Source organism: Pseudomonas sp. CDFA 610, assembly GCF_021147865.1.
GTDB classification, from domain to species: Bacteria; Pseudomonadota; Gammaproteobacteria; order Pseudomonadales; family Pseudomonadaceae; genus Aquipseudomonas; species Aquipseudomonas alliivorans.
The window spans coordinates 152,335-173,978 of record NZ_JAGTPM010000008.1; the positions used below are offsets into that span (position 1 = coordinate 152,335).

At 56.5% G+C, this 21,644-nt stretch carries 19 protein-coding genes; 10 read left to right on the forward strand and 9 right to left on the reverse strand.

Annotation, left to right across the window (positions count from 1 at the left end; all coding sequences use genetic code 11):
- Positions 1 to 75 precede the first annotated feature (75 nt).
- Positions 76 to 1,899 carry a sensor domain-containing phosphodiesterase gene (locus tag KDX39_RS16445; RefSeq protein WP_231661078.1) on the reverse strand — a complete coding sequence of 608 codons (1,824 nt, stop codon included), beginning with the start codon at positions 1,897 to 1,899 and terminating at the stop codon, positions 76 to 78.
- Between the two features lie 51 nt (positions 1,900 to 1,950).
- Positions 1,951 to 2,142 carry a hypothetical protein gene (locus tag KDX39_RS16450; protein WP_231661079.1) on the reverse strand — a complete coding sequence of 64 codons (192 nt, stop codon included), beginning with the start codon at positions 2,140 to 2,142 and terminating at the stop codon, positions 1,951 to 1,953.
- A gap of 42 nt (positions 2,143 to 2,184) precedes the next feature.
- Between KDX39_RS16450 and KDX39_RS26440 the strand changes: the two genes are divergently transcribed.
- Positions 2,185 to 2,331 (forward strand): general stress protein, encoded by a 147-nt coding sequence (locus KDX39_RS26440; RefSeq protein ID WP_231661191.1) that lies wholly within the window; start codon positions 2,185 to 2,187, stop codon positions 2,329 to 2,331.
- A 309-nt stretch (positions 2,332 to 2,640) separates the two neighbouring features.
- On the opposite strand, the gene KDX39_RS16460 is transcribed toward KDX39_RS26440, so the two are convergent.
- A complete protein-coding gene (locus tag KDX39_RS16460) occupies positions 2,641 to 3,168 on the reverse strand; it encodes a GAF domain-containing protein (protein WP_231661080.1) in 528 nt (175 codons plus the stop codon).
- Between the two features lie 462 nt (positions 3,169 to 3,630).
- On the opposite strand from KDX39_RS16460, the gene KDX39_RS16465 reads away from it, so the two are divergent.
- Both KDX39_RS16465 and KDX39_RS16470 read left to right on the forward strand, forming a co-directional pair.
- On the forward strand, positions 3,631 to 4,899 hold the full coding sequence (locus tag KDX39_RS16465) for an OmpP1/FadL family transporter (RefSeq protein WP_231661081.1): 1,269 nt from the start codon (positions 3,631 to 3,633) through the stop codon (positions 4,897 to 4,899).
- Positions 4,900 to 5,157: 258 nt separating this feature from the next.
- Complete coding sequence (locus KDX39_RS16470; RefSeq protein WP_231661082.1) at positions 5,158 to 5,607, forward strand: hypothetical protein; 450 nt, start codon at positions 5,158 to 5,160, stop codon at positions 5,605 to 5,607.
- Here KDX39_RS16470 and KDX39_RS16475 read toward each other — a convergent pair.
- The 5 genes from KDX39_RS16475 to KDX39_RS16495 form a co-directional block, all read right to left on the reverse strand.
- Positions 5,601 to 7,229 carry an ATP-binding response regulator gene (locus KDX39_RS16475; protein WP_231661192.1) on the reverse strand — a complete coding sequence of 543 codons (1,629 nt, stop codon included), beginning with the start codon at positions 7,227 to 7,229 and terminating at the stop codon, positions 5,601 to 5,603. The two genes, KDX39_RS16470 and KDX39_RS16475, sit on opposite strands and share 7 nt — an antisense overlap.
- Before the next feature lie 38 nt (positions 7,230 to 7,267).
- Positions 7,268 to 7,891: a response regulator gene (locus tag KDX39_RS16480; RefSeq protein WP_231661083.1), complete on the reverse strand. Its 624-nt coding sequence runs from the start codon at positions 7,889 to 7,891 to the stop codon at positions 7,268 to 7,270.
- Between the two features lie 333 nt (positions 7,892 to 8,224).
- On the reverse strand, positions 8,225 to 9,850 hold the full coding sequence (locus tag KDX39_RS16485) for a methyl-accepting chemotaxis protein (RefSeq protein WP_231661084.1): 1,626 nt from the start codon (positions 9,848 to 9,850) through the stop codon (positions 8,225 to 8,227).
- A 368-nt stretch (positions 9,851 to 10,218) separates the two neighbouring features.
- Positions 10,219 to 11,133 carry a proline iminopeptidase-family hydrolase gene (locus KDX39_RS16490; protein ID WP_231661085.1) on the reverse strand — a complete coding sequence of 305 codons (915 nt, stop codon included), beginning with the start codon at positions 11,131 to 11,133 and terminating at the stop codon, positions 10,219 to 10,221.
- 97 nt (positions 11,134 to 11,230) lie between these two features.
- Positions 11,231 to 11,995 carry a LuxR family transcriptional regulator gene (locus tag KDX39_RS16495; protein WP_231661086.1) on the reverse strand — a complete coding sequence of 255 codons (765 nt, stop codon included), beginning with the start codon at positions 11,993 to 11,995 and terminating at the stop codon, positions 11,231 to 11,233.
- 482 nt (positions 11,996 to 12,477) lie between these two features.
- Between KDX39_RS16495 and KDX39_RS16500 the strand changes: the two genes are divergently transcribed.
- From KDX39_RS16500 to KDX39_RS16520, 5 genes are read left to right on the forward strand one after another with little or no spacing between them, the layout of a single operon-like run.
- Positions 12,478 to 13,425 carry an ABC transporter permease gene (locus KDX39_RS16500; RefSeq protein ID WP_231661087.1) on the forward strand — a complete coding sequence of 316 codons (948 nt, stop codon included), beginning with the start codon at positions 12,478 to 12,480 and terminating at the stop codon, positions 13,423 to 13,425.
- A complete protein-coding gene (locus KDX39_RS16505) occupies positions 13,422 to 14,285 on the forward strand; it encodes an ABC transporter permease (RefSeq protein ID WP_231661088.1) in 864 nt (287 codons plus the stop codon). Before KDX39_RS16500 ends, KDX39_RS16505 begins: the two co-directional genes overlap by 4 nt.
- A complete protein-coding gene (locus tag KDX39_RS16510) occupies positions 14,282 to 15,286 on the forward strand; it encodes an ABC transporter ATP-binding protein (protein ID WP_231661089.1) in 1,005 nt (334 codons plus the stop codon). Before KDX39_RS16505 ends, KDX39_RS16510 begins: the two co-directional genes overlap by 4 nt.
- Positions 15,283 to 16,263, forward strand: coding sequence for an ABC transporter ATP-binding protein (locus KDX39_RS16515; RefSeq protein WP_231661090.1), 981 nt, complete (start codon positions 15,283 to 15,285; stop codon positions 16,261 to 16,263). The genes KDX39_RS16510 and KDX39_RS16515 overlap by 4 nt, the downstream gene beginning before the upstream one ends.
- 47 nt (positions 16,264 to 16,310) lie before the next feature.
- On the forward strand, positions 16,311 to 17,825 hold the full coding sequence (locus KDX39_RS16520) for an ABC transporter substrate-binding protein (RefSeq protein ID WP_210042755.1): 1,515 nt from the start codon (positions 16,311 to 16,313) through the stop codon (positions 17,823 to 17,825).
- A 187-nt stretch (positions 17,826 to 18,012) separates the two neighbouring features.
- Here KDX39_RS16520 and KDX39_RS16525 read toward each other — a convergent pair whose 3' ends face one another.
- Entirely contained in the window at positions 18,013 to 18,882 is an 870-nt protein-coding gene (locus KDX39_RS16525) for a sensor domain-containing diguanylate cyclase (RefSeq protein WP_231661091.1), read from the reverse strand.
- Between the two features lie 825 nt (positions 18,883 to 19,707).
- Between KDX39_RS16525 and KDX39_RS16530 the strand changes: the two genes are divergently transcribed.
- Both KDX39_RS16530 and KDX39_RS16535 read left to right on the forward strand, forming a co-directional pair.
- Positions 19,708 to 20,856 carry a fatty acid desaturase gene (locus tag KDX39_RS16530; protein WP_231661092.1) on the forward strand — a complete coding sequence of 383 codons (1,149 nt, stop codon included), beginning with the start codon at positions 19,708 to 19,710 and terminating at the stop codon, positions 20,854 to 20,856.
- 49 nt (positions 20,857 to 20,905) lie between these two features.
- Positions 20,906 to 21,643 carry a 2OG-Fe dioxygenase family protein gene (locus KDX39_RS16535; RefSeq protein WP_231661093.1) on the forward strand — a complete coding sequence of 246 codons (738 nt, stop codon included), beginning with the start codon at positions 20,906 to 20,908 and terminating at the stop codon, positions 21,641 to 21,643.
- The last annotated feature ends 1 nt before the right edge of the window (position 21,644 follow it).

The window sequence follows — 21,644 nt, forward strand, 5'->3', positions numbered from 1 at the left end:
CAAACGTATCAGGCAAAAAGTGGCGGGCAGCATAGCGGCTTATGTTATGACCGGTTATGAAGATGTGTTCTAAGGTTATAACCGTTTATCGCGTGAGGCGGCCGCCAGTGTTGCCTCGGCAACACTTTGCAGGCGCTGCGTGGGGCTGAGCCAATTCACCATCACGTCGGCTTCCAGAGGTTTTGCGATCAGGTAGCCCTGTCCTTCATCGCAGCCCCATTGCTTGACCAGCGTACGGATTTCATCGGTTTCAATGCCTTCTGCGACCACGCAGTAACCGAGTTTTTTCGCCAGGCCGATCAGCGCCTTTACCAAGCGTTGATCCGTCTCGTCCGACACCAGGTTGCGAATCAGCGACTGGTCGAGCTTGACCGTAGTGGCCGGCAACTGACGCAGGTAATTCCAGTTGCTATAGCCCGTGCCGAAATCGTCAATCGCGACATCCATGCCCATTTCACGCATGCGCTCCAACTGACTGCGGACCTCGGCGGGGTTTTGCATCAGCGCGCCTTCGGTGAATTCAAGCTCGAAACGGGTCGGGTGAATATCGTGTTCCCGCAGCAGGCCGATCATGGTGTCGGTGAATGCCGGGCCTGTGAGGTCTTCAGGCGTGACGTTGATCGCAATTCGGAAATCGAAACCCTGACGCTGCCAGTGGGCCGCCTGCTCAATCGCGTTTCTGAGCACCCACAGGCTCAAAGGGCGCATCAGCGCAGTCTTCTCCGCCAGCGGCACGAACTCCGCCGGACCGATCGGCCCCAGGGTCGGGTGGTTCCAGCGCAGCAGCGCTTCAACCGAGGTGCAATGGCCGGACTTCAGGTCGATGCGGGGCTGATAGACCAGACGCAACTGATCGTGTGCATGCACAGCGTGAGTCAGTGAGCTGAGCAGTTTGAAGGCACGCTGTTGAGCGGCATCGGAATGAGGTTCATACATGGCCCAGCCGACGTTAAGGTCACGAGCGTTGTCAGCGGCGCTGATCACCAGGCGCATCCAGTCCTGCTCGGCGCTGTCGGTGTGATCAAGAGCCACCACACCCAGGCCAACCTGCATCTGCACCGGAATGCCGCGACACTGCACCGGCGTTTCGAAGTCGTTGAGAATCGCACGAAACATGGTTTCATTCGCGGCTTCTTCAGGCAGCAAAAAGCCAAAGCGTGTCGGGCTGACCTTGTAGAGCGAGCAATCGTTGGGCAGAAGACGCTGCAGGCGATTTTTTATCGCCATCACCAGGTCCTGTGAATAGCTGTAGCCCAGCGCTTTGACGATGTCGTTGAGAAACTCGGGGGTAATCATGTCCGCAACGACCAGCCGGTAGTTCTGCTTCAAACCCAGGGTCTGGCTGATATCTTCCTGCAATCGCGAACGGTTATACAGCCCGGTAGGCTGGTCGATGAAGCAGCTCATCCTCAAGCCAACGATGCGTTTCATCACCAGTGAGGCGAAGCGCTTGAGCATGTTCGCCTGCTTTTCGCTCATCGGCTCACGAGGGCTGGTGTCGATCACGCACAGACTGCCCAGCGCGATGCCGTCATCAGTGATCAGCGGCGCGCCCGCGTAGTAGCGAATGCCGGGGTGTCCGGTGACCAGGTTGTTGTCCATGAATCGCTCGTCGAGCGTGGCGTCAACGACCTCGAACGGCTCATCGGCCAGAATCGTGTAGGCGCAGAACGAAACGTCGCGAGGGGTTTCCTGGGCCTGCAGGCCAACCCGGGCGCGAAACCACTGTCGATGCTCGTCGACGATGGAAATCAGCGCGATGGGGGCATCGAAGAAATTGGCGGTCATCTCCACGATTTCATCAAAGACATCGTCTGCCGTGTTCTCGAGCACGCACAGCTCCGCTATACGCAACAGGCGTTGCGTTTCGTTGAACGGGATAGGGGCGCAAGCGGTCATGGATATCTCGGAGGGCGATGCATGAGTGATGACCATATGACATCACGAAGTTCACTTTATCAGCGCGTCATTTTTATCTATAGCCCCTTTTAAGAACCCCGGCGCACTAAAACGCCTGTCTGGCATGCTTTCGATGAGGTGAAGGGCCTTTAAAACCGGGCAGTCCGGACCTTCCTGAACAAAATGGAACCATTTTTGCCATTCGTCGTCCGGCCCTCGAATTTCCGGATCGACTGCCCTCACGGCGTTTTCCATTGCATGCGACAGCAATAAAACGGTCGGCCGATCACGGAGGACGAAAACAATGGCCAGTACTGGGGAAACAATCCCGGCAACTTCGCCAACGACCCGGCGCGGGCAGATGAAGCAGGCAGAAAGGGAGGACAGGCATCAGGTGGAAGAGATGGCAGCGAGGAGTCAGACAAGTCCTGACGCGATTGCTCCTTCAGCCTGATAGAGGGGCATGCGTTGAATTTCAGCCAGCGTAGCCGACCGGGATACACAGGTATCGAGTTGAGCAGTCACGCTGACTGAATCCTTTCATGACTGTTCCTTCATAGCCTGAGACTTGAACGGCTACACCACCACTATTTCCGGCGACGTGATCAAGCTGAGAACTGCGCAGTAACGCTCAGGCGACTGCGTTGTAAATCGGGAGCCCGGTTCATGCCGGGCTTTTTGTTGCTGGCGCAGGAGACGTTATTGGTTAGGAGGAACGAACACTGATCACGGAGCGCCTGCTCAGACCGCAGTCCGCTCCGAACGCACCGCGATCATCTGGTCCTGTAAATCAGTGAGTTGCTGGTGCGCGTAAAGTGTGTTTGCGATCAGCGTGCAGAACACTTTCAGGGTTTCCAGAAGCTGTTCGTCGTCGAGCTTTTTCGGCAGCGGATCAAGGCCGCACAGCGTGCCGAAGAAATCACCGGTCGGAAAAATGATCGGCAGCGAGAAATAACTCTGGAAGCCGAATTTTGCCGGAATGAAGTGCTGAGCGTATTCAGGATCGGTCGCCACTTCGTTGATCACGATAGGGCGGTGATTCAGTCTGAGTTCGTTGCAGAACGTGTTTTCCAGTTTGAGCTCATGACCGGCATCCAGCCCGAAATTGATCTCGTCATACACAGCACATGCGGTCCAGCTGCTGTCGGTCACTTTGGCGATGGCGGCGAATCTGAGCCCGGTGAGTCGGGTGACCAGTCTCAACAAACTTGAGGTGGTTTCGATTTCACTGATGACGGCCAGTTCTGCTGAAGTCAATGTGGTGTTCAATGTGATGCCCCGACCTGATCATTAAGAAGCTGGCAAAGCGTCCGGCAGTCCTTGAACTGCATCACACTTTCGCCGCTGCTGATCCTGCCACACCTGATCAGGGGATACATGAAAAATTCCGGGAATATGACAGCAGGCCCTTTAGTGACATGGCGTTGGCTTCAATAAGCTTTCTCATTTGAATGCACTAACAACCCTATGATCATGAACCGTCCGTAATGGGGGGCCGTTAACCCGTTATCAAACAACCTGATCATGACGCGGCAAGGGGCCATTAGTACACCTGTACTATGGAGCGCATTTTTACTCGCTGATACGCTCGCTGATTGACCGTCGAGTCGGTCCAGGACTGTCTGCTGCGCGTACCAACCGGCCTTTCAGGTCCACGAATGCTCGCGACGCACATGCCTTAACGTCTGATGATGTCTACCGAACACTTAATTGCCACGAGTAGCGAGATCCATGCAAAAAATCACGTTGGGCCTTACCTTTGCCGTGGTTTCGACCCAGCTTTCTGCTGGCGGCTTCGGACTCAACGAACAGAGCATCAGTGGCATGGGGACGGCGTTCGCAGGCCGTGCGTCGGCTGCGGATGACGCGAGTACGGTGTATGGGAACCCGGCGGGCATGGCGCGGCTTGAGGGGCAGCAGATCACTGGCGGCGTCACCTTTATCGACGCGTCCACTGACATCAGCAACGCAAGCGGTCGGTCCGGTGGTACGAACAAGGGCGACATGGTGCCGTTCAAGGCCATTCCATTCGGGTTCTATACCTACAAACCGAATGAACAGTGGGCATTCGGAATGGGGGTTTATGCGCCGTTCGGTCTGGCCACCGATTACGAGTCGGGCTTTCAGGGCCGTGCTTTTGCCAGCAGGAGCGACGCCCGTGTCATCACGCTGCAACCGACCATCAGCTACGCCTTCAATGATCGCGTTTCCATTGGTTTCGGACCGACCATCAACCGGTTTGCAGGCGAGTTGGAGTCCGACCTGACGCTCAACCCTGCTATCCCGGACACCAACGTGAAGGTCAAGGGCGACGATGTGGCCGTGGGTTTCAATGTCGGCATTCTGGCCGACCTGACGGACACCACGCGGGCAGGCATGACCTACCACTCGCGGGTCCGCTACGACCTTGATTGCCACACCGGCGTAGCCACAGGTGCCGGAACGCCGCCGCAAGTGCTGACCAGCAATCGATACGACTGCTCGCTGCAACTGGACACGCCGGAGTCGGTGGATCTTTCGGTCATGCAAGACCTGAGCGATGCCTGGAAACTCTACGCTGGGGCGACCTGGACCCGATGGAGTCGCATGAAAGATCTGGATTTCAGCACACAAAGCATCAGCCCGGCGGTCGGCGGTGTGCTGGCTTCATCGCTGTCCAATGCCGTTGCGGGCGGTCTGGACTGGCACGATACCTGGGCTTATGCGCTGGGCACGTCCTATCGTCTTAACGCTCAATGGCTTCTGCGAACCGGTATCCGTTTCGATCAATCGCCAACCAGCAACACCAACCGCTCGCCGCGCACGCCGACAGGCGATCGCACGATATATAGCGTGGGCGCAGGCTACGACCTGACCAACGACCTGACCCTTGATATTGCCTATTCCTGGCTCAAGGAAGAAAGCGTGAACGTCAGCCGTTCCAACGCCTTGGCCAGTTACAGCGCACGGTATGAAAACAGTGCAAGTTTTCTCGGTATTGGAGCGACGTACCGTTTTTAGTCTGTCCGTGTGAAGACCTGACTAGTACATCTGCACTATAGCCCTGCATCGGTTGAGCCACTTACCCTACTCAACTAGCTGATATCGAATCTTCTATGCACATTCACCTTCAGGGCCGCTGATTACAGCGGCCTCGCGAGACGTTTCGCGCCGGATTTTCGATAGACCCTTAACGATAGGCTGATAGTGGAGATCGCTGGAATGGGTGGGTTTGGCCGAGTGGCAAGGTTAAAAGGATGGGCAGCCGCAGGATTGATAATGACGGCACTGACGGCCTGTTCAACCGGCGGGGGTACTCCATTTGGCGGGCTGGACTCTTTAACGGGTGAAGCCAAATATGCGCCCGAGTTCATTAAAAGCAATATCGTCGTCAACAAGTCGTCCAAACAACAGATCCGTGAGAAGTTTGGCGCGCCCACACGCGTAAGTGATAATTTGGGCAATGATTCTTCCGAATGGCTTTACGATCGTAGCGAATCGCAATTGGGCAAGCTTACCGATATGGCTTACAAGTACACGAGCCGATACGGGGCCGGTGACTCTGCCAGTGCAATCATTACGGGCCAGAACAAGGTGGGAGATGCGCAAGAGATCATGGATGACGCGGGTTCACTTTCAGGCGCCAGTGCGCCAGGTCAAAAAGTGAAGATCACTCGACTTTATATCGAGTTCAGAGGTGACATCGTACGAGACTTCAGAACCTATTGAAGCACCGAAACAGATTCGTCACTTTGCCCATCGGACGATGGCGTCGAACCCACCTTGAAGCTCAGCAACAGTGAGCGAAGTTCGGCGGGACGGACCGGTTTGGAGAGCACCGGAATATCCGGGTCATTCAATGCCTGACGGACATGTTGAAGTTCGTGCCCGGTGATCACGATGGCGGGAATCCGTCGGCCTTCCAGCCGGTTCAAGTAAGCGATGCAGTCGGCGCCTGATGCGCTGCGGTCCAGATCGAAATCAGTGATGACCAGATCGCAGTCAACGTGGGCATCGGGAATGCTGACAGAGGTCTGGACGTTACATCCCCATTTTCCCAATAACATGGCGGTGGCTTGCAGCACGCTCTGATTGTCCTCGATCAGCATGACCCGCAGTCCGCCGAGCAGACGCTTGTTCCAGTCGATGTTCGAAATCTGAACGGGCAGACTGGCGGTGACGACGGGCAGTCCAGCAATAATCACCACTGTGCCGCGCTCCGGAGTCGAGCGTATATTGACCTTCAATTTCATCAGCCGGGCGATGCGGCTGACAATACTCAGACCCAGCCCGACACCTTCGATGTCCCGGTCGCGCTTTTCCCGCACGCGATAAAACTCGTTGCACAAGTGGGGCAAGTGCTCGGCGGAAATACCGCGACCCTGGTCATAGACGCCAATGTCCAGCTTGCCCTTATGTTTGCGACAGCCGATGAGTATCGGTTTGCCGGGGGCGTATTTGAAGGTGTTGGAAATCAGATTCTGCAACAGTGTACTCAGCAGCGCCGGGTCGGTATGGACGTGGTGCTTGCTGTTGCGTACACGAATCTGCACACCGGCCCAACTGGCAGCTTCGCTGTTCTGGCTCGCCAGACCCTTGAGCAGCGTATCTACATCGACCGTCTCCAGGCGTGGCGTGACTTCACCCCGGTTGAGTGTGTAGATGTCCAGCAACGAGCGAAACAACTGCTCGACCGAACCCAGTGCGCGGTCGATGTTATCGACCAGTCGACGCTCATTGTCACCCAGACTGGCATCGCGCAGGCAGGCGGTGAACAGGCTGATGGAGTGAATCGGTTGGCGCAGGTCATGACTGGCCTGGGCCAGAAACCGTGACTTGGCCTGGTTGGCTTCTTCGGTTTCCTTGAGCGCCAGATGCAGTCGGCCCAGCAGAAAGTAAACGAACAACGGCAGCACCAGCATCGTCAGGATCATCATGACCGCGACCGCGTGGTGTTCTCGCAGGAAAGGTGTCAGGGCAATGATGATCAGTAAGGAGATCATCGAAAAACCGGTCGCCAGCAACAAGTAATTGCGCCCGTAACGCATGCCGTAACCGACCGTCATGCTCAGCATGACCGAGTACACCGGAAGCAATGCTTCGCCACCCACGGAAATGGTGACGATGCCCGCCAGGTTGTCAGTGACCAGCGCAAACAGGCGGCGCCTGCCGGAAGCTCCCGGACGTTGGGCAATACGTACGATCAGGCCGATCGTCACAATGCCGAAACCCAGGCAGTAACCCAGAATGACAAACATGCGCTCGTCGGAGATTTCATCGAGCGCATACGTTATAAGCGTGTACAGCGTCGACGTGGCAATGACGGCCATGCGCAATAGCGCCTGAGTCATTTCCAGATCAATGCGTTTGGGCAATATCGACATGGCGGTTACTTGATGGACAGGCTGGAAAATTGCGCGGCCGCAGCGGATCGGGTTGGCACGCCCAGTGTCTTGAGCAGACTGGAAACATGAATGCGCACCGTAAATGGCGAGATGCCCAGTTCCTTGGCGATCTCCTTGTTGGTCTTGCCTGAAGCGACCAGTCCAAGCACTTCCTTCTGCCTGCTGGTCAGGTGACTGAGTGCAGACATTTCCACGTCACTCAGAATCGAGCCTTCCGGCTTGTACTTGACCACCACGTCGCCGTTGCGAATGGCAATGAAGGCTTCGGCGATTTCCAAGGGTTCGATATTCTTGCCGATAAAGCCATCGGCGCCATGCGCCATGACCTCCGAAATGGTTTCCATGTCATCGACCATGGACACCACAATGATTGACGTGCGCTTGAACTCCTTGCGAAGTTCGGCAATGGTCTGCATGGAAGCAAGGCCGGGAAAGCGCAAGTCCAGCACCAGCGTATCAATCTCGTCACCCGAGCGTGCCAGTTCGAGCACTTCATCAAGATTGCCAGCCTGCTCGATTACCGCGTCAGGCACGAGGCGTTCTACAGTGCGCAGCATGCCTTCACGAAATAACGGATGATCATCGGCCACAATAATTCTGCAAGGCATGCCGCGTATTTCCACTACTCAGAGTAGTGCGCATCATACCTGATGAGACGTGTGTGTAACGTGACTGATACAGAGACTATCCGCTTATATTACGCAAGAGTGATAGCATTTTGTCAGTATTTGTGCACGCTTATAGTGCAAGTTGCATCGCTATATGAAAATCTCAAAGAAAAATCTCAACTACTATGTGCTTTCGCTCCATAAGATCATTAGGGTTGCCCGTTGCGCATTCGTTTGGATCTAAGCAGTCGACGGGATGACTGTCAAAACGGTTAAGCCGCTGACGGTGATCGTGCTGTTCACCGTCCCTTGGCCTGTTTGTCGTTTGCGACATTACGTCCTGAATCGCAACACCAGATTATTCATGTTCACGGCAAGTCTGGACAATTCGTTACTGGCCAACAGTGTCTGGCGAGTGCCTTCGCTGCTCTGGATCGCCAGGTCACGAATGCTGATCAGGCTGCGGTCCACATCTCGTGCAACATGAGCCTGCTCTTCCGAAGCGGTCGCAATCTGCAGGTTGCGGTTGTTGATTTCGAGAACCGAGTCGGTGATCTGGAGCAACGACTGACCAGCGCCTTCGGCAGTCTTGCGGGTGCTGTGCACTTCCAGAGTGCTCTTTTGCATGGATTCGACCGTTGCAGAGGAGCCTGCCTGAATGGCAGAAATCATTTGCTCGATTTCCTGCGTCGACGTTTGCGTACGGTGAGCCAGGGCGCGAACCTCGTCGGCCACCACGGCAAAGCCACGGCCCTGCTCGCCGGCACGTGCGGCTTCGATGGCGGCGTTCAGGGCCAGCAGGTTGGTTTGCTCGGCAATGGCCCGGATGACGCTGAGCACTTTGCTGATGTCCTGCGCCTGATTGGCAAGTGCGGTGACCTGCGCTGAAGAGCCTTCCACCATATGAGTCAGCCCCTGCATCGCGGTCAGCGTTTCTGTTACCCGCCTGTTGCCCAGTTCAGCGGCTACGCGAGACTGCTTGGCCGCCTCGGACGTTGACGTTGCGTTGCGCGCAACTTCTTCTACCGCAGCGCTCATTTCGTTCACGGCGGTGGCCGCCTGCTCGATTTCGCTGTTCTGCTGTTGCAGGGTACGGTCGGCACTTTCGGTGATGGACGTCATTTCGACCGCAGCAGTGCTCAATTGTGTGGAGGCGCCGGAAATCTGTTGAACGGTGTCGCGCAGGTTCTTCGACATCAGGTTCAGCGCGTGCATCAAACGCGATGCTTCATCCTTGCCGGTCACTTCAAGTTGTCGGGTCAGGTCGCCTGCGGCGATGTCTTCAGCCAGTTTCAGCGATGAACCGATCGGTTCGACAATGCTGCGTGTCAGAGCGACGGCGAGGAACACCGTAAGAATAAAGGCAACGATCACGACGCCGATGAGTACCTTGACGCTATGGTCATACACCACGGTGGCATCACCCCCGGAGCGCTTGGCTTCCTGTACGTTCTGCTCGCGCAGGGCGGTCAGCTTGTCTTGGTACGCAACAGCCCGTTGCGCCTGCTCAGTGTTGGCGAACACAAGGGCCTTTTCGTGATCCGTGGAGTCCAGCGCAATGACCTGTTTTACGCCATTGATGTACTGCATCATCTTCGAGCCGGCATCGTCGAAGTTGACGCGGTCCTGCTCACCGGAAATCAGGTTCTTTCGATAGAAATCACTGCTCGACTGAAGCGCTCCGATGGCGTCATTGGTTTTGGCGACAGCCGCAGAATGCGAGGTCGGCTCGGTGGTGGCCAGCATTCGGATACTTTCCAGACGCGCATGAAGCAGGGCGACCTGAATGTCATCAATGACCTGAACGCTGGGAAGCGAATTCAGCGAGATGTTTTGTTCGGCCGTCCTAAGATGGCCCATCTGTACGTACGAAAAGACACCGAGCCCGACCAGCAGGACCGTGATGATGCCGAAGCAGAGCGACGCCCTGCGTGAAATATTGAGGGATCTGAGGTTCATGTTTGCCTCCGGTGGCAAAGCGTTTGCGGAGGGTAGAGTGATCCCCTCCTATAAACAGTGTTTCTGCCGGAGTAGAACTTTATTGAGTTGAATGTTTGTTAAGAAATATTCACTTAAATAAACGTTACTGGAAGTGGCTTGGCGCGGTTAAAGAGCGTCAAGAACCGGATTATAGATTTTATCTATCCCGATAATAGAGAATTTATTTAAGTAGTTGCTCTAAAGAGTTGGCGTATTTCGGCGGCGATGTGTCCGGCGTTCTGGAAGTGCGCGCCAGATGCCGATCACACTTGATTTAGCGGGAGGCGGCGAGGCCGATAGCATAGAGCAAATGCTCTTCATATTCGGCCAGATACTGTGGCGTTGCATCAGGCCTTTGCGGATGCAGTCGCACTGTCCAGAAATTTCGCGGTGACACCCATGCATGCCGTGCGCTCTTCCACGTGCGGCATGTGGCTGGACTCTTCGAACACAACCGCCTGAATGTCTGGCACATTGTCTTCATAAGGTTTCACCACGAGCGGCGTGGCTTCGTCATAACGGCCGGAAATAAGCAGCGTTGGCACTTGAATGAGGTGCAGGCGATCAATGATGGTCCAGTCTTTCATGGTGCCGATCACATGAAACTCGGTCGGGCCGTTCATGGCGTGGTACACGGTCGGGTCTTCATCGATCTGGTCGAAAGTACGCTGCACTTCCTCTGGCCACGGGTTAACTCGGCATACGTGACGGTTATAAAAGAGGCGAGACGCTTCCTTGTATTCATCGTCCTGCAAAGTGCCCGCCTCCTCATGTCGCAAAAGCGTTTTCTGTACGGCTTCCGGCAACTCCCGACGCAGGCGGTTGGCTTCGCTGACCCAGGTGTGCATGTCGGCCGGCGAATTGGCGATGACCAGCGCCTTGAGGCCGGAAGGTTGGCGTACTGCATGTTCGGAGGCGAGCATGCCGCCCCAGGACTGGCCAAGCAGGGCGTAGTTGTTGGCAATATCCAAGTGCATCAGCAGGTTGTCCAGTTCAGCCAGAAACAGATCGACTGTCCAGAAATCCGCTTTTTTATCTGGTAAATGAGTCGACTTGCCGTTGCCCAACTGGTCGTAATGAATGACCGCGCGGCCGGTGCTGGCGATGTCCTTGAACGCATCTACGTAGTCATGGGTGCAGCCGGGGCCGCCGTGCAGGATGACCAGCGGCGTGTGGGGACCACGCAGATCGCCTGTTACCCGATACCAGGTCTGGTATTGGCCAAAGGGAGCTTTATCTTCCTGAATTGTGATCTCTGACATGCTGTCGGTCCCCCGGTTATGGATCGGGGTACCTTAGCGATGTTTTTCGTCAGCGATAACTGTAAGAAATGATAGGTTTTGCCCCTGAAACAAAGGGTCAGCTGTCCAGCAACCTATAATGTACAGCGCGCACCACAGCCTGCACGCGGTTCTTCGCACCGAGCTTCTGCATGGCGGAGTTGAGGTGCAGCGTCACGGTGGCAACGGAGCGGTTGAGGTGCTGGGCAATTTCCTTGGCCGTCAGGCCATCGGCGGACCAGCGCAGGCATTCACGTTCGCGGCGCGTGAGCTTGATTGCCGTGCAGGAGTGCAGCGCCTCATCGAACATCGGGTACGCCACTTCTTGAAAGGCATGTGCCAGCAGGCCGAACTCGGCGAGACTTTGTCTGGCGTCTTCCAGGGCCGCGTCGCTGCTGTCGGAGCAAATACCGGTGAGCGTTGCGAACCCACCTCTGGGCATGTGGATCGGCACGGTCACGCCGCAGGTCATATGGAACTCGTTGAGATAGCGCACCACAGGTGTGTGCAGGTCCTTGATCACTGTGCGCAACACGGTTTCCGCCTTGGGCTGGTAAGACCAGACGAAGGGCGAAACGCTGTTCACCGCCAGTTGCTGAACAGGGTCGATCTGGTAATAGCCCTTGCGGCACCAGAGCGTGTGCCAGTCTTCGGGTGCGTTGCGCAGTGCAAGCAATGAAGGGGTGATCAGTGCACCATCATGGGACACGGGCACCGGGCTGTAATCATAAACCACTGCGTCGAAACCGAGTCCCGCGGCGAGCATCCATGCGCAGTCCATCTGCTGGTCCAGCGTAGCCGCAGACTGTAGACGTGTATTGAAATCCGACAACCTCACGTGCATGGCATGACTTCCTTTGTCATTCGACCCATCGAGTGACAACTATAGCAATGAACGAAGCAAAGACGGTGCCACGCGCTTGAATCCGAATGACCTGTGCATTGAAAAACCTATAAGAATTGCTAGCTGTCACCCGACGAGCGGCGCGATAGGGTTGAGTCATGGCGGCTTGGGGGCATCGCGAGTGCCTGGTACCGCGGTGTCTCGCAGAGAACAGGGCACTGTGGGAGGCGGCTTGCCGGCGATGGGGGCAGTTCAGTCGCTGCCATGGAGCTTGGGAAACCGGATCGCCGGCAAGCCGCCTCCCACACCATTTCGTTTCACCCGCAGGTTACGTTTTGTTTGATAGAAGGCGGTTATCTGCTGCGAAGCAGGATCACGCGACAGGTGTTTTCCAACGGTTCTGAAGTGTCGTTCTATCATGAGAGGCCCGCAGCGATTTTTTCGGTCCTGCTTGATCTTCTTCAACCACCTCGGGACATGTAATGAATCTGGGTCGTTATCGTTTCATTCTCCAGCGCCCGCTGCAGCTCTTGCCTGTATTGTTCGGGATCAGTCTGGTGACCTTCATTCTGGTGCGCTCGATACCCGGCGATCCGGCGCGCATCCTGCTGGGGGCCCGCAGCACGCCGGATGCGCTGGCCAACATTCGTGCCCAGTACGGCCTTGATCAGCCGATGTGGATGCAATACGTCTATTTCATGAAAAACCTGGTGCAGGGCGATATGGGTAAATCGCTGTTGTACAAGATCGATGTCTTGAAACTGATCGTCACACGCCTGGAGCCCACTCTGTTTCTGGTGCTGGGCAGCGTGTTGCTGGCCCTGCTGATTGCTATCCCCCTGGCCACGCTTGCCGCGCGCAACAAAGGCAGTTGGGGCGATAACCTGATTCGCGTGTTCACCACCACAGGGCTGGGCATGCCTGCTTTCTGGCTGGGCATCATGCTGATCCTGCTGTTCAGCGTGAAGCTGGGCTGGTTTCCGGTGTCAGGCTATGGCAACGACTGGCTGGACAAGATCCACCACATGGTGCTGCCGTGCCTGACCATCGCGCTTGCTTTATCCGCAGTGCTGGTGCGCAACCTGCGCGCCAGCATGCTGATGGAATTGCAGGCCGATCACGTCACCGCAGCCCGTGCCCGGGGTGTCAGTGAAGGCGCACTGTTCCGCCGTCACGTTCTGCCCAACTCGCTGGTGCCTTCCATCAATCTTCTGGCGGTCAACATCGGCTGGCTGATCAGCGGCACTGTGGTCGTCGAAAGCCTGTTCGCCATTCCGGGCATTGGTCAGTTACTGGTGCGTGGCATCTTCAGCCGCGACTACATGGTGGTGCAGGGCGTCGCGATGGTGCTGGCCTGCGCGACAGTCATGGTGAATTTTCTGGCGGACGTTGCCACAGTGGCCGTCGATCCCCGGGTGAACATCAAATGAATACCGCTCAGGCCCACGTACCCGCTCAATGGCACACGCGACTGCGTCTGCGCTTGCGCAACGGCCGACTGGCCATGCTGCTCGGCGGCTCGCTGCTGGGCATGTGGCTGCTGCTGGCGATCTTCGCGCCGTGGCTGGCGCCTTATGATCCGATCTTCCAGAACACCGAATTGCGCCTGATGGGGCCGCATCCGGCGCATCCGTTCGGAACCGACAATTTTGGCCGCGACATCTTGTCCCGCGTGATCTGGGCGGCCCGCATCGACCTGCAGATCTGCGTTCTGGGCGTGGTGTTCCCGTTCATGATCGGCACCGTCGTCGGCGCGCTGTCCGGCTACATCGGCGGTCGTTTCGACAACCTGTGCATGCGCGTGATCGACATCGTGCTGGCGTTCCCGTTTCTGGTGCTGATGCTGGCAATCATCGCGATTCTCGGTCCTGGCCTGACCAGCTTCTATATCGCCATGGCGCTGGTGGGCTGGGTGTCTTACGCGCGCCTGATCCGCTCGCAGATTCTGGTGCTCAAGGAAAGCGACTTTGCCCTTGCCGCCAAGAGCCTGGGCTTTGGTCACCTGCGCATTCTGTTTCGCCACCTGCTGCCCAATGCGCTGTTCGGCTCCGTCGTGTTTTCCATGTCCGATGCCGTGCTGGTACTGCTCAGTGGTGCAGCGGTCAGTTACCTGGGCCTTGGCGTGCAGCCACCGTTGGCCGAGTGGGGCACGATGGTTGCTGAAGGCCAGGCGTTTCTGACGTCGGCCTGGTGGATCTGCCTGTTTCCAGGCCTGGCCATCGTTACCCTGGCCATGGGCTTCAGCCTGTTGGCGGACGGTGTAGCCGAAACACTGGGAGAACGCCGATGAGCACGCCGGTGCTGAAGGTCAACGACATGAGCGTGGTGGCCAGCAACCGTGGCCGCGAGGTGACGCTGGTGGACCGGCTGTCATTCGATCTCAATCAGGGTGAGATTCTCGGTCTGGTCGGTGAGAGCGGTTCGGGCAAGACCATGGCCTGTCGGGCCTTGATGCAGTTGATGCCGTCGCCCGACCTGCAGGTGCGCGGTGGCTCGGTGTTGCTCAACGATATCGATCTGCTCACGCTCGACGCAGCCCGGATGCGCGCTATGCGCGGGCGTCGCATCGGCATGATCTTCCAGAACCCCAGCAGCCACCTCGACCCCCTGATGCGCATCGGCGAGCAGATTGCCGAAGGTTTTCGTCTGCATCAGGGCTCGTCGAAGCGCGAGGCCAGGGCACAGGCCATCGACCTGTTGCGTCAGGTCGGCATTCCTGATCCGGCTTCTCGCGTGGATAACTATCCCCACGAATTCTCCGGTGGCATGCGCCAGCGCGCGATGATCGCCGTGGCGTTGGGCTGCGGCCCGCAGGTGCTGATTGCCGACGAGCCGACCACAGCGCTGGACGTGACCGTGCAGGCGCAAATCCTGCGTCTGTTGCTTGACCTGCGTGATCGTCACGGACTTTCACTGATCATGATCACTCATGACCTGGGCGTGGTGGCGCAAACCTGCGATTCAATCGCGGTGATGTACGCCGGTCGCCTGTGCGAGCACGGTAGCAAACGCGATGTGCTGGCCCGTGCGCGGCATCCCTACACACGCGGCCTGATCGAGTGTCAGCCTGCCAGCAGTGCGGGCAATGCGCTGTTGCGCACCATTTCCGGTCAACCGCCGCTGCTCGACGCATTGCCTGAAGGCTGTCGGTTCCAAGCTCGCTGCACGCATGCCGGGCCGGACTGCGCTGCACAGTTACCATTCATGCGACCTGTGGGCAACGGCCACGCCGCTGCCTGTCATTACCCGTTACCGATGACGTTGGCGCATGCCGAAGAGGTGCACTCATGAGTGGCCCGACATTGCTGAACGTGAATGATCTGGTGGTGCGCTTCCCGACTTCCGGAAGCGGTTTTCTGGGCATGCGCAAGCAATGGGTTCAGGCCGTCAACGGTGTGTCCCTGACCATAGGCGCAGGCGAAACGCTGGGACTGGTCGGCGAGTCCGGTAGCGGCAAGAGCACGCTGGGCCGCGCCATCTTGCGCCTCAATGACGTGACTTCCGGGCAGATCGTGTTTGATGACGTCGACGTGGCGCAGGGCAGCGGCATTCATCTCCAGCGCCTGCGCAGCGAAACGGCAATGATCTTTCAAGACCCGTTCTCTTCGCTCAATCCGCGCATGACCATCGGAGCCACGCTGGCCGAGGTGCTGCACGTGCAGCGCAAGGTCGCCAGGTCCGACATCCCGGCCCGGGTCATCGAGTTGCTGGACATGGTTGGCCTGCGCCCCGAATTCGTCGACCGCAAGCCCGGTGCCTTGAGCGGCGGGCAATGCCAGCGTGTCGGTATCGCCCGCGCGCTGGCCATCGAACCGCGGCTGATCATTGCCGACGAATGCGTGGCCGCGCTGGATGTGTCGATTCAGGGCCAGATCATCAATCTGCTGCTGGAACTGCGCCAGCGCATGAACCTGGCCATTCTGTTCATCGCTCACGATCTGGCCATCGTACGCCGGCTCTGTGATCGGGTGGCGGTGATGTATCTGGGTCGAATCGTCGAGGAAGGACCTGTCGAATCGGTCTTTCTCAGCCCGCGTCATCCCTATACCGCAGCCTTGATTCAGGCGATTCCGGAAATCGATCCGGATCGCCCGCTGCCCGGCGAGCCGCTACAGGGGGAACCGCCAAGCCCGCTGCATCTGCCGGACGGCTGTGCGTTTCATCCCCGCTGCCGTTTTGCCCGAGTCGATTGTTCCAGCATCGCGCCGCCGACGCGTCATGTGGGCGAACAGCGCTACGACTGCGTGCTTGAAGAACCTGTTTTCTGATCCCGTAATCACTATCCGTTCTCGATACCGACAAGGAGTTTCCGTATATGAAAGCACGACCTGTGAAGTTGCTGACCGTCGCCATGCTGGCGGCCTGTTCCCTGGCCGCGGGGGTGGCGGAAGCCGCTGGCGTGCTGACCATTGGCCGCCGCGAAGACGGCACCACGTTCGACCCGATCAAGAGCGCGCAGAACATCGACAACTGGGTGTTCTCCAACGTCTACGATGTGCTGATCCGGGTCGATAACAAGGGCACGAAACTGGTGCCGGGGCTGGCAGAAAGCTGGAGCATTTCACCGGACGGGCTCACGTACACCTTGAAGATGCGCCCGTCGAAGTTCTCCGACGGCTCCGAACTGACCGCCAGCGACGCGGTGTTCAGCCTGTTGCGTATTCGCGATGACAAAGGTTCGCTGTGGAGCGACTCCTACAAGATCATCGACACCGCCGTGGCAAGCGACCCGCACACGCTGGTGATCACCCTGAAACACCCGTCGGCCTCGTTCCTCTCGCAACTGGCGCTGCCCAATGTTTCGATTCTGTCGGAAAAGGCCATGAAAACGCTGGGCGAAGAAGCCTACGCGGAAAAACCGGTGGGTTCGGGCGCATTCACCGTAAAGGAATGGCGGCGTGGCGACCGGGTGATTCTGGAAAAGAACCCCAACTTCTGGGAAGCCTCGACCGTCAGCCTCGACGGCGTTGAATGGATATCCGTGCCGGACGACAACACCCGCATGCTCAAGGTCCAGGCTGGCGAGCTGGACGCTGCGATCTACGTACCGTTTTCCCGGGTCGAGACCCTGAAGAAAGACGCCGGTCTGGTCGTACACGAAGATCCGTCCACCCGCGAAGATCACCTGCTGATCAACCACGAGCATGGCGCGCTGGCGAAAGTGGAAGTACGTCAGGCGCTGGACATGGCCATCGACAAGAAATCCCTCGTCGAAGCCGCTACCTTCGGACTGGGTACTGTCGCCAATTCCTACATTCCTAAAGGCGCGCTGTACCACTACGCCGACAACCTGCAACGCCCTTACGATCCGGTCAAAGCGAAGAAAATGCTGGCCGATGCGGGCGCCTCAGACTTGAAACTCAATTACATCGTCAACGCAGGCAACGAAGTCGACGAGCAGATCGCCGTCATGCTTCAGCAGCAACTCGCCAAGGTCGGCGTGACCACCACGCTTCAGAAAGTCGACCCGAGCCAGAGCTGGGACATGCTGATCGCCGGTGACTACGACATCTCCGTCATGTACTGGACCAATGACATTCTCGATCCGGACCAGAAGACCACGTTCGTGCTCGGGCATGACACCAACATGAACTACATGACTCGCTACAGGAACGACAAGGTCAAGGAACTGGTCGCCGCCGCCCGCGTGGAAATGGATCCGAAAAAACGCGAGCAGATGTACATCGACCTGCAGAAAATGGCCAAGGCTGACGTGAACTGGATCGACCTCTACTACAGCCCGTACATCAGCGTATCGCGCAAGAACATCGAACACTTCGGCCAGAACCCGCTGGGTCGGTTCACGCTGGAGGAAACGGTCAAGCGCTGAGATCAGTACTGTTCTGCGACAGAAACAGGCCTGTTTGAACCCCCTCGACGTCTTCGACGCAGCGCTGTCGCGCAGCAAACCGAGTGGAGCGGACCAGGCGGTGCTTGTACGGTCCTTTGTTTGCTGTAAGACAGCCCTGTGTCAAAGACACAGGGCATCTCCCACAAAAAGCGTCTTGTTCAGCCCGCTACACTTTATTGCTGAAAGGCCGCTGCCTTTTGATCCGATACATATCGCCGTCTGCATGGCTGAGCAGCGTATCGGCGTCCTCGCCATCTGCCGGATAACACGCGACGCCGATGCTGCAGGACGGCATGGCTATTGCGCCAGACACTTCATCCAGCGGTTCAGCCATGACTTCAAGAATCTGTCTGACTTTTATGGAAACCGCTTCCCGGGAGTGGATAGCCGTCAGCAACACCGTGAACTCGTCACCGCCAACACGGGCCACTGTGCCTGCCTCGCCGATGCAGCGTTCCAGTCGCCGAGCCACCGTGCACAACACCTGATCGCCCGCAGCATGCCCGTGGACATCGTTGATGCCTTTGAAATCATTGACGTCCAGAAACAACAAGGCCAACGAACTTTGGTTATGACGTGCAACTCGCAAGGCTTCGTCAAACCGTTCATTGAAAAGCGCCCGGTTGGTCAGTGCCGTCAAAGGATCATGATGGGCCAGAAAGCGTAACTCTTTCTCGGCCCTGGCCAGCGCCGTCACATCCCGGGCAACGCCGATCCGTGCGCCGACTTCTTCAGACCAGAACGCCGCCCACAGGATGTAGACGATGCTTCCATCCTTGCGAAGGTAACGGTTACGGAAGTCGAAGTGCGGTTGCCCGTTCATGACCCGGTCGATGGACGCTTTCGTGGCCGCCAGGTCTTCAGGATGCATATAGCCGGTAATCTGTGTCCCGACCAACTCGGCGGCGCGATAGCCCAACAGCGCCTCGCACGCATCGCTGACGAATACGATCTGATTGTCGCTGTCGACCACAAAGACTGTATCCAGCATCAGATGGATGAGCTTTGGGTAGAGTGCTTGGAGGTCAACGGGCATGTTCAGGCGGTCCGGGACAGGTCGTTCCGATCATAGCCTGATCGCAAACCGGGCGGCGAGAATAATGGCTTTTTGATGCACTGTTGATACAGTTTCTCGGTCAACGGGTTTTCCTGGAGTGTGGTCTTGTCCGGTCAGGTTGTTGACCGGAGCGGAGAAGAAGTTGGGCAAGACATTATGCGCTGTACGAATCGAAGTGGCAGGGAGGAAACGCTCCGGATATGAGTGCGTCCAAAAAAGTATTGCAACGCTTTACAGTGAGAGTTTCATGCATTATGGTAATAGACATATCACCACCAAAAGTGATGATAGGCACTCACCATCAAGCGTTCAAAAAATGCTTCGAAAGTCTGAGGTTAATCTGATGATCTGATTGTCTTTTTTTGGAGTTTTAACGTGCACGAAGCGCTCTCTGTATTCCGCAACACACTTCGCAATCCTCGCTCACTGTCCCTCGCCTCGAAGTCATCGTTGTACGATGATCATAAACCTCTTTCTGCTCTCTTATAGCCATCGTTTAAACACTTGCTTGTGAGCAACTGATTAACGTTCGGCCTTAAAGCCGTCTGGTGAAAAAGCCATGGATGACGCCTGTCTGTCCGGTAGCCATCTTTCATCAGGTATTGCGTGATCGGTCTGCTGCATCATTCGCTGTTCAAGCTCCGTGTTCAGACGATTCACTAATGAGTTGTGATCGCGTTGACTCGCCCGCTTGATGGCGATCTGCAGTGCTGCACACACGTAATCCCTTCTCATCATTACGCGTGAGGGGAAAGGTGTTGTCTTGATGTTGTTGAACGAACATTTTATTGCATGGAATCCGTGATGAAGAAGAAAGACTTAATGGAAGAGTCTGGCGCTATCAGAAACAGCTACGCGGCGTTGCCTTTTCAAGGTGTGTGGACATGGTTGACGGGTAAAGAGCTGGAGGGTCGTAAACCACTATGGTCATCGACGCCAACAGAATGTGTGATATGGGCATGCCTCTGGTTCTTCGGAGGGGCTGCGCTCTCCATCAGTCTGTGCATGGCTGATATGAGCCTGATCGGGTTGATTCCTTCCATCATCCTGACCGCCGGAGGCGCCCGTTATATCGTGGCAACCATTATTCACCATGCGGTTCACCACACTGTTTTTGCCAGTGCCCGCAAGAACAAGGTACTGGCGGAAATATTATCGACCATGACGTGGGTGCAGCCATACGACGTGTATCGAAAGTTTCATGTTTTCGAACATCATGGCAGCGAGTTCTCCACTGCTGACGATCAGGATCTGGCAGCGATTTACCGAATGGGCTTGACGCCAGGCAAGTCCGAGAGCGAATTGAAAAGAACATTGTTGTTCCAGTGTTTCAATCCGCTCATGCACTTGAAGTTTCTGATGGGGCGTTTGAAAAGCAACTTTATCGGCGCTCCATTTTATCGGGTTGTCATGAGCGTCGTATGGATGATGGTTCTCGCGGTGCTGGCCTTTGCAGTCGGTGCACAGACGTTCCTGTTGGCTGTCGCGCTGCCCCTGATACTGGTTTATCAGATCTGTTCCATCCTGCACCTGGTTACCGAACACGTCTGGGTCATCAGGTCGGCGCGGCAAAGCGTCAAAGAGGCTCATCAAAACAATAGTCTGGGACGCTTTTGTGGTGAGCGTACGCCTGATGGCCGCAATCCGATTGTCAGGTCTCTGCAATGGCTTTTCTGGCTGGCCAGACACCTGTTCTGGCACCTGCCCGTACGCGTTCTTTTTGTACAAGGCTCGTTGGTGGTTCACGACTGGCACCATCGGCATGGGGGTAAGCGAGACTGGCCGAACTCCATCCAGGCGCGGGAAGTCGAGGTGGGCAAGGAGGCTGCCGAGGGGGTGTATTCCTATACGGATATCTGGGGTTTCTTTAACGCCATCAACTACACGCTTGCCGGTATCAGTCAGTCAGATCAACAGGTGGATCTGAACGCGTTGAAGTATCGGCTTAACTAGCGAGTCACCGATAAACGTGACACGCCCTTCCAATAAAGGAGTTATGGAGATGACCATGCAGGCCATGATGAAAGAGATGCACGTTGTTCAGGACAATCCACTGGATATCGTCACCGGCTTCAGATTTGTCCCCGGCAGCCATTACAGGGAAAATATTACGCTCGATGAGCTGCAGTCATTTCATGAGTTTTATGAGTCACAGATAGCGGATGATCCGTATGCCTCACAGGTTCGGGATCGAGGCATGGTCAAAGTGATTTACAACCCCTACACGTCGGCGCTCAGAGTGTCGGAGACGCAAAATTACTTCCAGTCCTATGGGGCGAATGATTCCGATGGCGGTAAAGTTCGCGTCTTCCCATCCATCTCGCCGGTGCTGGTGGAAAATTCCACGTTTCAGAAAATGCTGGGCCATGACGCCGAGTTGATGAGAACGTATTGCGATCGTTTCAATCGAGATGAATTGAATCTCAGTGTCCACTTTATCCGTTATAAAGCGCTTGAGGGCGGTGCGTCTTACAGTTCTCCTGTCTGGCTGCATGTGGATGACGAGCCGTTGGTGTTCATTCATTTGATTAATCTGACGTCCAATGCGCTGGGTGCAGATAACGTCATTTCCGGTATGGATAACAAACCCACTCACGTATTACGCCTGACCGAACCTTTGGATACGCTGATTGTGGATACCATGAAAAAACACGCCGTGACCCCCTTGGGCTCCTCCGGAGGAATGGCCTATCGAGACGTTATGCTCATCAATCTCGAAGCTGATCTTCAGCAGAAATAGC